Annotated in this window: 13 protein-coding genes; 1 reads left to right on the forward strand and 12 read right to left on the reverse strand. The window is 73.4% G+C overall.

Annotation, left to right across the window (positions count from 1 at the left end; genetic code table 11):
• Nucleotide 1: 1 nt before the first annotated feature.
• From ABD973_RS12530 to ABD973_RS12570, 9 genes are all read right to left on the reverse strand, one after another.
• Complete coding sequence (locus ABD973_RS12530; RefSeq protein ID WP_125822132.1) at nt 2–241, reverse strand: hypothetical protein; 240 nt, start codon at nt 239–241, stop codon at nt 2–4.
• Nucleotides 242–396: 155 nt separating this feature from the next.
• On the reverse strand, nt 397–951 hold the full coding sequence (tsaE, locus tag ABD973_RS12535) for a tRNA (adenosine(37)-N6)-threonylcarbamoyltransferase complex ATPase subunit type 1 TsaE (protein WP_125603566.1): 555 nt from the start codon (nt 949–951) through the stop codon (nt 397–399).
• A complete protein-coding gene (locus ABD973_RS12540) occupies nt 908–2,083 on the reverse strand; it encodes an alpha/beta fold hydrolase (protein WP_206436551.1) in 1,176 nt (391 codons plus the stop codon). Before ABD973_RS12540 ends, tsaE begins: the two co-directional genes overlap by 44 nt.
• A gap of 38 nt (nt 2,084–2,121) precedes the next feature.
• Nucleotides 2,122–3,258 carry an alanine racemase gene (gene alr, locus ABD973_RS12545; RefSeq protein ID WP_125822130.1) on the reverse strand — a complete coding sequence of 379 codons (1,137 nt, stop codon included), beginning with the start codon at nt 3,256–3,258 and terminating at the stop codon, nt 2,122–2,124.
• Between the two features lie 316 nt (nt 3,259–3,574).
• Nucleotides 3,575–5,011 (reverse strand): NAD(P)H-hydrate dehydratase, encoded by a 1,437-nt coding sequence (locus ABD973_RS12550; RefSeq protein ID WP_125822128.1) that lies wholly within the window; start codon nt 5,009–5,011, stop codon nt 3,575–3,577.
• A gap of 3 nt (nt 5,012–5,014) precedes the next feature.
• The gene (locus tag ABD973_RS12555; RefSeq protein WP_125604279.1) at nt 5,015–5,383 is read right to left on the reverse strand and encodes a holo-ACP synthase; all 369 of its coding nucleotides are present in this window, start codon (nt 5,381–5,383) and stop codon (nt 5,015–5,017) included.
• Nucleotides 5,384–5,397: 14 nt separating this feature from the next.
• Nucleotides 5,398–7,260: a glutamine--fructose-6-phosphate transaminase (isomerizing) gene (gene glmS, locus ABD973_RS12560; RefSeq protein WP_125604281.1), complete on the reverse strand. Its 1,863-nt coding sequence runs from the start codon at nt 7,258–7,260 to the stop codon at nt 5,398–5,400.
• A 121-nt stretch (nt 7,261–7,381) separates the two neighbouring features.
• Nucleotides 7,382–8,149: a hypothetical protein gene (locus tag ABD973_RS12565; protein WP_125822127.1), complete on the reverse strand. Its 768-nt coding sequence runs from the start codon at nt 8,147–8,149 to the stop codon at nt 7,382–7,384.
• Nucleotides 8,146–8,925 carry a hypothetical protein gene (locus ABD973_RS12570; protein WP_125604285.1) on the reverse strand — a complete coding sequence of 260 codons (780 nt, stop codon included), beginning with the start codon at nt 8,923–8,925 and terminating at the stop codon, nt 8,146–8,148. Before ABD973_RS12570 ends, ABD973_RS12565 begins: the two co-directional genes overlap by 4 nt.
• Before the next feature lie 279 nt (nt 8,926–9,204).
• On the opposite strand from ABD973_RS12570, the gene coaA reads away from it, so the two are divergent.
• Nucleotides 9,205–10,224 (forward strand): type I pantothenate kinase, encoded by a 1,020-nt coding sequence (coaA, locus tag ABD973_RS12575; protein ID WP_125822125.1) that lies wholly within the window; start codon nt 9,205–9,207, stop codon nt 10,222–10,224.
• Nucleotides 10,225–10,346: 122 nt separating this feature from the next.
• On the opposite strand, the gene glmM is transcribed toward coaA, so the two are convergent.
• From glmM to rplM, 3 genes are all read right to left on the reverse strand, one after another.
• Nucleotides 10,347–11,705, reverse strand: coding sequence for a phosphoglucosamine mutase (glmM, locus tag ABD973_RS12580; protein WP_345500128.1), 1,359 nt, complete (start codon nt 11,703–11,705; stop codon nt 10,347–10,349).
• 136 nt (nt 11,706–11,841) lie between these two features.
• Nucleotides 11,842–12,357 (reverse strand): 30S ribosomal protein S9, encoded by a 516-nt coding sequence (gene rpsI, locus ABD973_RS12585; protein ID WP_045945298.1) that lies wholly within the window; start codon nt 12,355–12,357, stop codon nt 11,842–11,844.
• A gap of 43 nt (nt 12,358–12,400) precedes the next feature.
• Entirely contained in the window at nt 12,401–12,844 is a 444-nt protein-coding gene (gene rplM / locus ABD973_RS12590; RefSeq protein ID WP_125594701.1) for a 50S ribosomal protein L13, read from the reverse strand.
• Nucleotides 12,845–12,870: the final 26 nt, after the last annotated feature.

A 12,870-nucleotide genomic window follows, 5' to 3' on the forward strand; every position in this document is an offset into this window, starting at 1 on the left:
ATCAGGCCGCCTCGGGCTCCGGGGCGGCCCGTCCGGCGTCGATCCCGGTCCCGGCGGCCCCCGTTCCGGCCCCGGCCCCCGCTCCCGGCCCGGTCTCGGCTCCGGGTTCCGCTCCGGGTTCCGCCTCGGGTCCGGCCCCGGCGCGCGCGGGCGGCGTGGAGACCGCCGTGGCGGCCACGCCCGCCGCGAGCAGGGCCCGCATGGACACGACGGGCGCTCGCTCTGCTCCTGCTGCCGACATGGCTGCCTCCTGAGACCCCGGGACGCCGTACTTAGGCACACCTAACCAGCGCTCGGTACCATGTCATCACGCGAGCCCGCGCCAACGCAATATTTTCCCGACGAGTTGTCGGTACGTTGTCGCGGCGGTGGCCGGAACCACGGCGTCCCGGCGGGCTACCGCGCCGCCAGCCCCGCCAGCTCCGCGCCGGCCCAGCGCTCGCCGACGCCGCGCAGCGCGACCTCGCGCACGTCGTCCAGGACCTCCTCGTGCCCGACGGCGCGGCCGATCACCACGTGCAGCCGGTCGTCGGAGAGCTCCTCGACCTTGCCGTCGCCCCACTCCACGACGACCACGGACTCGGGCAGGGAGACGTCGAGGTCCAGGTCCTCCATCTCGTCGAGCCCGCCGCCGAGGCGGTACGCGTCCACGTGCACCAGCGGCGGACCGTCGCCCAGCGACGGGTGCACCCGGGCGATCACGAAGGTCGGCGAGGTCACGGCCCCCCGCACGCCCAGGCCCTCGCCCAGCCCGCGGGTCAGCGTGGTCTTGCCCGCGCCGAGTTCGCCGGTCAGCAGGACCAGGTCGCCGGGGCGGAGCAGGCCGGCGATCCTGCGGCCCAGGTCCTGCATGGAGGCGGGCGAGTCGACGGTGATCAGGGTTTCTGCGGCGGCCTCGGCCAGGGCCTCAGCGGCCGGGCTGCGTGGCGCTTCCCGCGGTACTTCTTCCATGTCCCCCAACGTTAGCCGCTGCGGGGACGGCTCCGGTGCGCGCGAGCAGGCCGGTCAGCAGCCCCGTCACGAGGTCGGGGCGCTCCAGCATCATCAGGTGCCCGGTGTCCTCCAGCACCACCAGCTCGGCGGCCGGGAGCTGCTCCTTGATGGCCACGCTGTGCTCGGCCGGGGTGATCATGTCCCGGTCCCCGGCGACGACGGTGACGGGGACGTCCGCGAACCGCTGGAGGGCGGCGCTCTTGTCGTGCGTCTGGAAGGCCGGGTAGAACTCCGCGACCACGTCGATCGGGGTCGCCTCGATGAGCCGCTCGGCGAAGCGCGCGACACCGGGGTCGACGTCGCGGGAGCCGAACGAGTACATCTTGATCATGCCGGCGAAGAGGTCGGCGGTGGCCCGGCGGCCCTTCTCCACCAGCTCGACCTGGGAACCGAGCGCCTTGAGCACCCCGGGCAGGATGCGGCGCACCGCACCCAGCCCCATGGACGGCAGCCCGTACGTCACCTCGTCGAGCCGGCCGCCGGAGGTGCCGACGAAGGCCACGCCCAGCACCCGGTCGCGTACCAGCTCCGGGAACTGCTCGGCCAGCGCCATGACGGTCATGCCGCCCATGGAGTGGCCGACGAGGACGAGCGGGCCCTCGGGCGCGGCCGCGTCGATGACGGCCTTCAGGTCGCGGCCGAGCTGGTCGATGGTCACCGGCACGCCGTCGGCCTGGGCCAGGCCCCGGGCGCTGCGGCCGTGGCTGCGCTGGTCCCAGTACACGGAGCGGACGACGCCGCGCAGGGCGGCGCGCTGGAAGTGCCAGGAGTCCTGGGAGAGGCAGTAGCCGTGGCAGAAGACGACGGTGGCGCCCTCCGCCGGGTTCTTGCGCCGCAGGCGGCGCTTCTTGCCGTCCGCGGGCGGTTCGTCGACCTCGTAGTAGAGCTCGGTGCCGTCCTCGGCGCGGCAGCCGCCCTCGGTCCCGCGCAGCGAGCCGAAGTCCCCGGCGGCGTCGAGGGCGAGGCGCGCCTTCATCCTGATGCCGCGCCCCACGGTGATCCGTTCGACCGCGACACCGGCCGCGGCGCCCGCCGCCAGCACACCGATGGCGGCGCCGGCCCAGCCGGCCTTGCGCCAGTTCTCGCTCACGGCGTCGCCGTCCTCCCCGCCGGGCCCGTCCGGCCCGCTCAGCCGCCGAGGTAGACCCGCGGCACCCTGCCTCCGATACGGGTGACGATCTCATACGCGATGGTGCCGGCGGCCTGGGCCCAGTCCTCGGCGGTCGGTTCGCCGCGCTCGGCGTCGCCGAAGACCACGGCCTCGTCGCCCGCTTCGGCCAGGTCCTCGCCGAGGTCCACGACGAACTGGTCCATGGCGATCCGGCCCGCGGCGTGGCGGACCTTGCCGGCCACGAGCACCGGGCCGCGGCCGGAGGCGTTGCGCGGGATGCCGTCGGCGTAGCCGGCGGGGACGAGGGCGAGGTGCGTCTCGGACTCGGTGACGTAGTGGTGGCCGTAGCTGACGCCGTGCCCGGCGGGGACCGTCTTGACCAGCGCGAGGGAGGCCTTGAGGGTCATGGCGGGGCGCAGCCCGAGCTGGGCGGGGGTGCCGAGTTCGGGCGAGGGGGAGACGCCGTAGACGGCGATCCCGGTGCGGACGAGGTCGAAGTGGGTCTCGGGGAGGGTCAGCGTCGCGGGCGAGTTGGCGATGTGCCGGACCTCGGGGTCGACGCCCTCCTTCTCGGCGTAGGCCAGCATGTCGCGGAAGGCGTCGAGCTGGAGCCGGATGGAGGGGTGGCCGGGCTCGTCGGCGCAGGCGAAGTGGGACCAGACGCCGGTGACCTGGACGGTGCCCTCGGCCTGCGCGGCGACGGCCGCGCCGACGAGCTCGGCCCAGTCGGCGGGCTGGCAGCCGTTGCGGCCGAGGCCGGTGTCGGCCTTGAGCTGGATGCGGGCGGGACGGCCGGCCGCGCGGGCGGCGGCGCGGACCTCGTCCAGGGCCCACATCCCGCTGACGGACACGTCGAGGTCGGCCTCGACGGCCTCCCGCCAGGGCCCGCCGGGGGTCCAGAGCCAGCACATGATCCGCCCCCGGATCCCGGCCTCGCGCAGGGCGAGCGCCTCCTCGGGGGTGGCGGTGCCGAGCCAGGTGGCACCGGCCTCCTGGGCTGCGCGGGCGCACTGGACGGCACCGTGCCCGTAGGCATTCGACTTGACGACGGCCATCAGCTCGGCCCGGGGCGCCCGCGCGCGCAGGGCGCGCACGTTGTCCCGTACCGCGTCAAGATCGATCTCGGCGTACACGCGCATCGGTGTCTCGTTCATCGCCCACAGTCTCTCAGAACCCGTACGGACCGATGATCGGGCATGCTGCGCCCCCCTTCACGACCGAACCACCCAATCGGCCCGACCCGCCCACCCCCAGCCCCGTCGGCCACCCCCAGCCCCGCCGGCGTTTGAGGCGCGGGGGTCCGGGACGGAGCCCCCGGGGGGGTCCGGGGCGCAGCCCCCGGGGGGGTCCGGGGCGCAGCCCCCCGGGGGGTCCGGGGCGCAGCCCCCCGGGGGGTCCGGGGCGCAGCCCCGGGGAACGGGCGAAGGGCGGGTAGGGGACCAGCCCCGCAGGGCCTGCCCCCCGGCCGGGTCAGCCCCGCACCGACCGCCACGCCTCCGGCAGCGCGGCGGCGACCTCCTGCGCCACCACCGGCGCACCCCGGCCGGCCGCCCCACCAGCGGCCGGCGCCCCGGCGGCGAACCGGCCCGCCAGCCCGTGCAGATACGCGGCCACCGCCCCCGCGTCACCCCCCGACAGCCCACCGGCGAGCAGCGCCCCCGCCAGCCCGGACAGCACGTCCCCGCTCCCGGCGGTCGCCAGCCAGGGCGTCCCCGTCGGGTTCACCCTCACCACCCCGCCGGAGGCGACCAGCGTCGTCGACCCCTTCAGCAGCACCGCCGCCCCGTACCGACCCGCGAGCCCCCGCACGGCGGCCAGCCGCCCCGCCTCGACCTCCTCCCGCGCCACCCCCAGCAGCGCCGCCGCCTCCCCCGCGTGCGGGGTCAGCAGGGTCGCCGCCCGGCGTGCGCGCACCACCTCCGGGTCCAGCCCGCGCAGCCCGTCCGCGTCGACCAGCACCGGTACGTCCCGGTCCGCCAGGGCCCGTTCGACCTCGGCGGCCCGCCCTGAGCCCAGCCCGGGGCCGACCACCCAGGCCTGCACCCGCCCCGGCCCGACCAGCACCTCCGGGTACCGGGCCAGCACCGCGTCCGCCGCCGGGCCCACGTACCGCACCGCGCCCGCGCCGCCCCGCAGCGCCCCCGCCACGGCGAGCACGGCCGCGCCCGGGTACTGCTCCGATCCGGCGACGACCCCGACGACGCCCCGCCGGTACTTGTCGCTCGACGCCCCCGGCAGCGGGAGCAGCCGCGCCACGTCGGCGTGCTGGAGCGCCTCCAGTTCCGCCCGGTCCGGCAGTTCCAGCCCGATCGGGACGAGCCGCACCGCGCCCGCCCGCGAGGCCCCGGGGTCGATCAGCAGCCCGGGCTTGCAGGCGCCGAAGGTGACCGTCACGTCGGCCGACACCGCCGGGCCGGCGACCTCCCCGGTGTCCGCGTCGACGCCGCTCGGCAGGTCCACGGCGACCACGAGCGCCCCCGCCGGGATCCGCTCCGCCAGCGCGGCCGCCGTCGGCCGCAGCCCGCCCCGGCCGCCGATCCCGGTGAGCCCGTCCAGTACGAGGTCCGCCCGCGCGGGCACCGCCTCCGCGACGCGTCCCCCGGCGGCCCGCAGCGCGGCCAGTCCGCCGGGGTGGATCCGCGCCGGGTCCATCGGCACCGCCGTCACCGCGGCCCCGCGGCGCGCCAGCCGGGCACCCGCGTACAGCGCGTCGCCGCCGTTGTCCCCGGGGCCGGCGAGCAGCACGACCCGGGACCCGTAGACCCGGCCCCGGCGCCGCGCCAGCAACTGCGCGCACACGGCGGCCAGTCCGGCCGCCGCCCGGGCCATCAGGGCGCCCTCCGGCAGCCGTGCCATGAGCTCGCGCTCGGCGGCCCGTACGGTCTCCACGCTGTAGGCAGTACGCATGCACTAACCTTCGGCGATCACCACCGCCGACGCGACGCCGGCGTCGTGGCTGAGGGAGATGTGCCAGGACTTCACCCCGAGCGCCCGCGCCCGTGCCTCGACCGTGCCGGACACCCGCAGCCGGGGCTGTCCGGTGTCCTCGACGTACACCTCGGCGTCGGTCCACAGCAGCCCGGCGGGCGCGCCCAGCGCCTTGGCCAGGGCTTCCTTGGCCGCGAACCGGGCGGCGAGCGAAGCGGTACCGCGCCGCTCGCCGCTCGGCAGCGTCAGTTCGGATTCGAGGAAGAGACGCCGAGCCATCTGCGGCGTCCGCTCCAGTGCCGCGCCGAACCGCTCGATCTCGGCAACGTCGATCCCCACACCGACAATCACAACGACAACCCCAACTACTCCACCGTCACGGACTTCGCGAGGTTACGTGGCTGGTCCACCTCGTTGCCCCGCGCGGTCGCCAGTTCGCACGCGAACACCTGGAGCGGCACCGTCGCCACCAGCGGCTGGAGCAGCGTCGGCGTCGCCGGGATCCGGATCAGGTGGTCCGCGTACGGGACCACGGCCTCGTCTCCCTCCTCCGCGATCACGATGGTCCGTGCCCCGCGCGCCCGGATCTCCTGGATGTTCGAGACGATCTTGTCGTGCAGGACCGAGCGCCCGCGCGGCGAAGGTACGACGACCACCACCGGCAGGTCCTTCTCGATCAGCGCGATCGGCCCGTGCTTGAGCTCGCCCGCCGCGAAGCCCTCGGCGTGCATGTACGCCAGCTCCTTGAGCTTGAGCGCGCCCTCCAGTGCCACCGGGTAGCCGACGTGGCGGCCGAGGAAGAGCACGGTGTCCTTGTCGGCGAGGGAGCGCGCCAGGGCCCGTACCGGCTCCATCGTCTCCAGCACCGTGTCCACCGCGGCGGCGATGTCCGACAGTTCCCGGACCACCGCCCGGATCTCGTCGCCCCACTTCGTGCCCCGCACCTGCCCGAGGTAGAGCGCGACGAGGTAGCAGGCGACCAGTTGCGTCAGGAACGCCTTCGTGGAGGCGACGGCCACCTCCGGACCGGCGTGCGTGTACAGCACGGCGTCCGATTCGCGGGGGATGGTCGAGCCGTTCGTGTTGCAGACGGCCAGCACCCTGGCGCCCTGCTCGCGCGCGTGCCGCAGCGCCATCAGGGTGTCCATGGTCTCGCCGGACTGCGAGATCGCGATCACCAGCGTCCGCTGGTCGAGGATCGGGTCGCGGTAGCGGAACTCGCTGGCCAGCTCCGTCTCGCACGGGATGCGGGTCCAGTGCTCGATGGCCAGCTTCGCGATCATGCCCGCGTGGTAGGCCGTACCGCAGGCCACGATCACGACCTTGTCGACCTCCCGGAGCACCGAGGCGGGGATGCGCACCTCGTCCAGCGTCAGCAGGCCGCTCGCGTCGATCCTGCCCAGCAGCGTGTCGGCGACGGCCTTCGGCTGCTCGGCGATCTCCTTGAGCATGAAGTAGTCATAGCCCCCCTTCTCGGCCGCCGAGGCGTCCCAGTCCACGTGGTACGCCCGCACGGTCGCGGGCGCACCGTCGAAGCCGGTCACCGTGACCCCGTCGCGGCGGAGTTCGACGACCTGGTCCTGCCCCAGCTCGATCGCGGACCGGGTGTGGGCGATGAACGCGGCCACGTCCGAGGCGAGGAAGTTCTCACCCTCTCCAACGCCCACCACCAGGGGGGAGTTCCGGCGCGCGCCGACCACCACCTCCGGCTCGTCGGCGTGCACCGCGACCAGGGTGAAGGCGCCCTCCAGCCGCCGGCACACCTGCCGCATCGCCTCCGCGAGGCCCGCTCCCCCGGCGCCGCCGGCCGCCTCGAAGCGCTCGGCCAGCAGGTGCGCCACCACCTCGGTGTCCGTCTCGGACTCCAGCCGGTGGCCGCGTTCGGCGAGTTCGGCGCGCAGCGCGGCGAAGTTCTCGATGATGCCGTTGTGCACGACCGCCACCCGGCCGGAGTTGTCCAGGTGGGGGTGGGCGTTGACGTCGGTGGGCCCGCCGTGGGTCGCCCACCGGGTGTGCCCGAGGCCCGTGGAGCCGGCCGGCAGGGGCCGACTGACCAGTTCCTTCTCCAGGTTGACGAGTTTCCCGGCCTTCTTGACGTTGGCGAGCGCCCCGTCGGCGAGCACGGCGACCCCGGCCGAGTCGTAGCCGCGGTACTCCAGCCGCTTCAGTCCGGCGATGACCACATCGAGCGCAGACTGCGCCCCTACGTAACCCACAATTCCGCACATAGGCGGCAGCGTACGCCGTGGCCGCCCGTCTGCCCCGTACCCGAACAAGACGAAAACCCCGCCCCGGCGAATCCACCGGAGCGGGGTTGACGATGTTTTCGAGCCGATCGTTCGAAGGCTCTCAGCCCAGCTTGACCAGCTGTGCCTCGACCACCGGAGCCGCGAGCTCCGCCTCGCCGGAGGTCCGGCCCGCCACGAGGTTCGCGAGCGTACCGCCCTTGCGCACCACCACGAGCTCGGTGGCGTGGTGCTCGCCGTCCTGCTCGGTCTCCACCGTGTAGCCGACCGCCTCGTCGCCGCCGTGCGCGGCGTGCGGGACGACCCGCGTCACCTTGACGGTCTCCCCGCCGACCGTCGCGGAGTAGCCGTCCGTGCAGGCCTCGCCCGCGGCCCGTACCTCGGCGAAGTGCCGGACGGCCGCGTTCCCCGCGTACGAACCGAGGGTCACCACCGTCACGGTGGAGCTGGCCGCGTCCTGGGCGGCCGCCCGCTTCTGCCGTTCCGTGGCGTCGTGCGGCAGCGGCGCCGGTACGGCGACCACCGACGCCTTGGCCCAGCCGGTCCGGCCCGTCGGCAGGAAACCGGCGGCCGCGAAGGCCAGCTCCCGGCACTCCGGCCGGTCCACGCCCACCAGGGGGCTGTCCGCCCCCTCGGGGCTGACCCTGTGGTCCACCAGGTCGCCCTGCGCCACGATCAGCCGTGCCGGGGGCTCCTGCGCCCTCCCCTTCGAGGCGTGATCGGCCGCGTCGGCGGGCAGCTCCGCCGGGACGATCTCCACCACCATGCCGGGCCGGGCGGTCCCGCAGCCGGTGGCCAGCAGGGCCAGCGTCAGACCGGAGACCGCCCACGCTCCCCGTGCGGCCGCGCGCCGCGCGCGGACGCCTCTCATCCGAGCTTCTTGACCTGCGCCTCCACGACCGCCTTCGGCTGGGCGGCCGCACCCGTCAGGTTCATCGCGTAGAAGGTGGCCAGGGTGTTGCCCTTGCGCACGACCACGAACTGCATCGTGGCCTTGGCGCCGTCCTTCAGGTCCATCACGGTGTTGTAGGCCAGGGCCTCGTCACCGCCCGTGACGGCGGCGGAGGGGGCGACCTTCTCGATCCTGGTCTTCTCGGCGTCCTGGGTGACCGTGTAGCCGGCCGCGCAGGCCGTGCTCGCGGTCTTCAGCGCGCCGAAGGCCTCCTCGGCGCCCTTGCCGTCGTACGAGGCGAGGCCCACCGAGGTGCGGGTGACGGCCAGGCCGCCCTTGAGCGCGTCGAGCTTGTCGTCCAGGCTCGCGCCCTCGGACGGCTTCTTCTGCTTCTCCGTCGCGGCGATCGTCGCGGTGCCGGCCGGCTTGCCGACCGGGACCAGGGTCTGGAGCTGGACCAGCGGGTTGCACTCGGCCTTGTCGGCGGTGGCGTTCGCCCCGGCGGCGGCCTTCGCCGCCGCGTCCGCCTCGACCTTGTGCTCGGGCAGGTCGGCCTGGGCGACCAGCAGCGGCGCCAGCTCGGCGGCCGACTTCCCCTTGGCCGCGGCGGCCGCGGGGGCGGACTGCTGCGGGCCCGCCTTGGCGTCGTCCTTCTTGCCCGAGTCACCGGAGCCGGAGCCGCAGGCGGTGGCCAGCAGGCTCAGGGAGACGGCCGTAGCGGTCAGGACGGCATGACGGACGAACGCGGTACGCACGAAGGATCTCCCCCAGGAAACGAACGCCGTCAGGGCGCAGGTCGGCGCCACGGCGACGAACAATGTACGGCGTCCGATCGATCACGCGAACGGGTTTTCGGATGATCCCGCCGAATCGTGATGCGCACGAGACCGGCCGGGCCTCCGATCGGTACGCACGCGTGCACCACCCCGCCGCGACCCCGACCGACCCCCGCCAACCCCTGTTTTCCCGGCCGCCACCCGCCACGTGACCGACCCCACCACCCACGAGGGCCCCGGAGCCCCGACAATGGCGGTGTGATCACCTCGCCGACGCGTTGTACACCGGACCGCGCAACGGAGCGCCCGGGTCCCCGCCGGGCCCAGGACCCGTCTCCGTACGTCGACCTCACCCGGGCCGAGTGGAGCGCCCTGCGCGAGCGGACCCCGCTGCCCCTGACCGCGGAGGAGGTGGAGCGGCTGCGGGGCCTGGGCGACGTCATCGACCTCGACGAGGTGCGGGACGTGTACCTGCCGCTGTCCCGCCTGCTGAACCTGTACGTCGGCGCCACCAGCAACCTCCGCGGCACCCTGAACACCTTCCTCGGCGACGCCGGCAACGGCCACGGCGCCCAGCAGGGCACCCCCTTCGTCATAGGGGTCGCCGGCTCCGTCGCCGTCGGCAAGTCCACCGTGGCCCGTCTGCTCCAGGCCCTCCTGGCCCGCTGGCCCGAGCACCCCCGCGTCGAGCTGGTCACCACGGACGGCTTCCTGTACCCGATGAAGGAGCTCCAGCGGCGGGGCCTGACCTCCCGCAAGGGCTTCCCGGAGTCCTACGACCGCCGGGCGCTGACCCGCTTCGTCGCCGACATCAAGGCGGGCAAGGACGAGGTGACGGCCCCGGTCTACTCGCACCTGATCTACGACATCGTGCCGGGCGAGCAGCTCGTCGTACGCCGCCCGGACATCCTGATCGTCGAGGGGCTGAACGTCCTGCAGCCCGCGCTGCCGGGCAAGGACGGCCGTACCCGCGTCGGTCTCGCCGACTACTTCGACTTCAGCGTGTACGTGGACGCGCGCCCCGAGGACATCGAGCGCTGGTACCTCAACCGGTTCCGGAAGCTGCGCGAGACCGCGTTCCAGAATCCTTTCTCCTACTTCCGCAAGTACACCCAAGTCTCCGAGGAGGAGGCCCTGGAGTACGCGCAGACCATGTGGCGGACCATCAACAAGCCCAACCTGCTGGAGAACGTGGCCCCCACCCGCGGCCGCGCCACCCTCGTCGTGCGCAAGGGACCCGACCACAAGGTGCAGAAGCTGAGCCTGCGCAAGCTGTAGCACCGGGAGCGGCCGCTGCCGAACCTGCTCGGGTGGAAACCGCTCGGGTGGAAACCGCTGTGGCGCACCCGGCACGCGCGGATGATCCGCCCGCCGGGTGCGCCACGGGGCAGCGGGGACCGCTAGCCGAGCGCCGACTTCACGGCGTCCGCGAGCCGCCCGGCGACCGTGCGGGCCTGCTCGATGTCGGCGGCCTCCACCATCACCCGGACGAGGGGCTCGGTACCGGAGGACCGCAGCAGCACCCGGCCGGTGGAGCCCAGCTCGCGCTCGGCGTCGGTGACGGCCACGGCCAGCTCGGCCGAGGTGGCGACGCGGGACTTGTCCACGTCCGGGACGTTGATCAGGATCTGCGGCAGCCGCTGCATGACCCCGGCCAGCTCGGCCAGCGTGCGGCCGGTGGCCGCGACGCGCGCCGCCAGCATCAGGCCGGTCAGGGTGCCGTCGCCGGTCGTCGCGTGGTCGAGGATGATCACGTGGCCGGACTGCTCGCCGCCCAGGGCGTAGCCGTGCTCCTTCATGGCCTCCAGGACGTACCGGTCGCCGACGCCGGTCTGCACGACCTGGATGCCCTCGGCCTCCATGGCGAGCTTGAAGCCCAGGTTGGACATGACGGTGCCGACCACGGCGTTCCCGCGCAGCTGTCCGGCCTCGCGCATGGCCAGCGCCAGGACGGCGAGGATCTGGTCGCCGTCGATCTCGGCGCCGTTGCCGTCCACCGCCAGGCAGCGGTCCGCGTCGCCGTCGTGGGCGACGCCGAAGTCGGCGCCGTGCTCGACCACGGCCCGCTTGAGCAGGTCCAGGTGGGTGGAGCCGCAGCCGTCGTTGATGTTCAGGCCGTCGGGCTCGGCGCCGATCGTGACGACCTCCGCGCCGGCCCGGGTGAAGGCCTCCGGCGAGACGTACGCGGCCGCGCCGTGGGCCTCGTCCAGGACGACCTTCAGGCCGTCGAGGCGGTTGGGGAGGACGCCGATGAGGTGGGCGACGTACTTGTCGAAGCCCTCGTCGTAGTCGGACACGCGGCCGACGCCGGCGCCGGTGGGACGCTGCCAGGGCGCGCCCGTGCGGTGCTCCTCGTACACGGACTCGATGCGGTCCTCCAGCTCGTCGGCGAGCTTGTGGCCGCCGCGCGCGAAGAACTTGATGCCGTTGTCGGGCATGGCGTTGTGGCTGGCGGAGAGCATGACGCCGAGGTCGGCACCCAGCGCACCGGTGAGATACGCCACCGCCGGGGTGGGCAGCACACCGACGCGCAGGACGTCCACGCCGGCGCTGGCGAGGCCGGCGACGACCGCGGCCTCCAGGAATTCGCCGGACGCGCGGGGGTCGCGGCCGACGACGGCCGTGGGCCGGTGGCCCTCGAAGGTGCCCGCCTCGGCCAGTACATGTGCGGCCGCCACGGAGAGGCCGAGCGCGAGCTCAGCCGTCAGATCCGCGTTGGCGACGCCTCGTACACCGTCCGTCCCGAAGAGTCGTCCCACTGTTGTCCTCCCGAGTTCAAGCTTCGCTTGGTGACCGCTAGTGACAGTTGTTTGCCGCTTTTGGCGGTAAACGAACCGCCCCGGCAGCACAGAGAGTGCTGCCGGGGCGGTTTCGTTGCTGAACAGCAGGCGCAGATTAACGCTTGCTGTACTGCGGAGCCTTACGGGCCTTCTTGAGACCGGCCTTCTTGCGCTCGACCGCACGGTCGTCGCGGGAGAGGAAGCCGGCCTTCTTCAGCGCCGGGCGGTTGTTGTCCACGTCCGCCTCGTTCAGCGCGCGGGCCACGCCGAGGCGCAGGGCGCCGGCCTGACCGGAGACGCCGCCACCCGAGATGCGGGCGATGACGTCGTAGCGGCCGTCAAGCTCGAGGAGCTTGAAGGGCTCGTTGACTTCCTGCTGGTGCACCTTGTTGGGGAAGTAGTCCTCAAGGGTGCGACCGTTGATCTTCCACTTGCCGGTGCCCGGAACGATCCGGACGCGGGCGATGGCGTTCTTGCGACGGCCCAGGCCGGCGGCCGGCTGGGGGTCACCGAAGCGACCGGCAAGCGACTCGGAGGTGTAGTCGCCCTCGACGACGACGTCCGACTCGGTGGTGTACTCCTCGACGCCCTCGAACTCGTCGACGGGGGTCTCGGCGGTGGTCTCGGCCACGATGCTCCTCAGAATTCTCTACGTCTTAGGGGGGTGGCCGGAACTACTGCGCGACCTGGGTGATCTCGAACGGCACCGGCTGCTGGGCAGCGTGCGGGTGCTGGTCGCCCGAGTAGACCTTCAGCTTCGAGAGCATCTGACGGCCCAGGGAGTTCTTCGGGAGCATGCCCTTGACGGCCTTCTCGACGGCCTTCTCCGGGTTGTTCGCCAGCAGGTCGTCGTAGCGCACGGAGCGCAGACCGCCCGGGAAGCCGGAGTGGCGGTAGGCCATCTTCTGGGAGGCCTTGTTGCCGGACAGGTGAACCTTGTCGGCGTTGATGATGATGACGAAGTCGCCCATGTCCATGTGGGGGGCGTAAGTCGGCTTGTGCTTGCCCTTGAGGAGGGCAGCGGCCTGGGTCGCCAGACGGCCGAGGACGACGTCCTGGGCGTCAATGACGAGCCACTGGCGCGAGATGTCGCCGGGCTTGGGGCTGAACGTACGCACGCGTATGCCTTCGCTTCTTCAGTGGT

This window comes from Streptomyces racemochromogenes (assembly GCF_039535215.1).
In the GTDB taxonomy this organism is placed as follows: Bacteria; Actinomycetota; Actinomycetes; order Streptomycetales; family Streptomycetaceae; genus Streptomyces; species Streptomyces racemochromogenes.

Bases quoted from the DNA above. Each gene is read 5' to 3' on its own strand.
- ABD973_RS12530 (WP_125822132.1), bottom strand. From the start codon at position 241: ATGTCGGCAGCAGGAGCAGAGCGAGCGCCCGTCGTGTCCATGCGGGCC.
- alr (WP_125822130.1), bottom strand. From the start codon at position 3,258: ATGAACGAGACACCGATGCGCGTGTACGCCGAGATCGATCTTGACGCG.
- glmS (WP_125604281.1), bottom strand. From the start codon at position 7,260: ATGTGCGGAATTGTGGGTTACGTAGGGGCGCAGTCTGCGCTCGATGTG.
- ABD973_RS12565 (WP_125822127.1), bottom strand. From the start codon at position 8,149: ATGAGAGGCGTCCGCGCGCGGCGCGCGGCCGCACGGGGAGCGTGGGCG.
- ABD973_RS12550 (WP_125822128.1), bottom strand. From the start codon at position 5,011: ATGCGTACTGCCTACAGCGTGGAGACCGTACGGGCCGCCGAGCGCGAG.
- tsaE (WP_125603566.1), bottom strand. From the start codon at position 951: ATGGAAGAAGTACCGCGGGAAGCGCCACGCAGCCCGGCCGCTGAGGCC.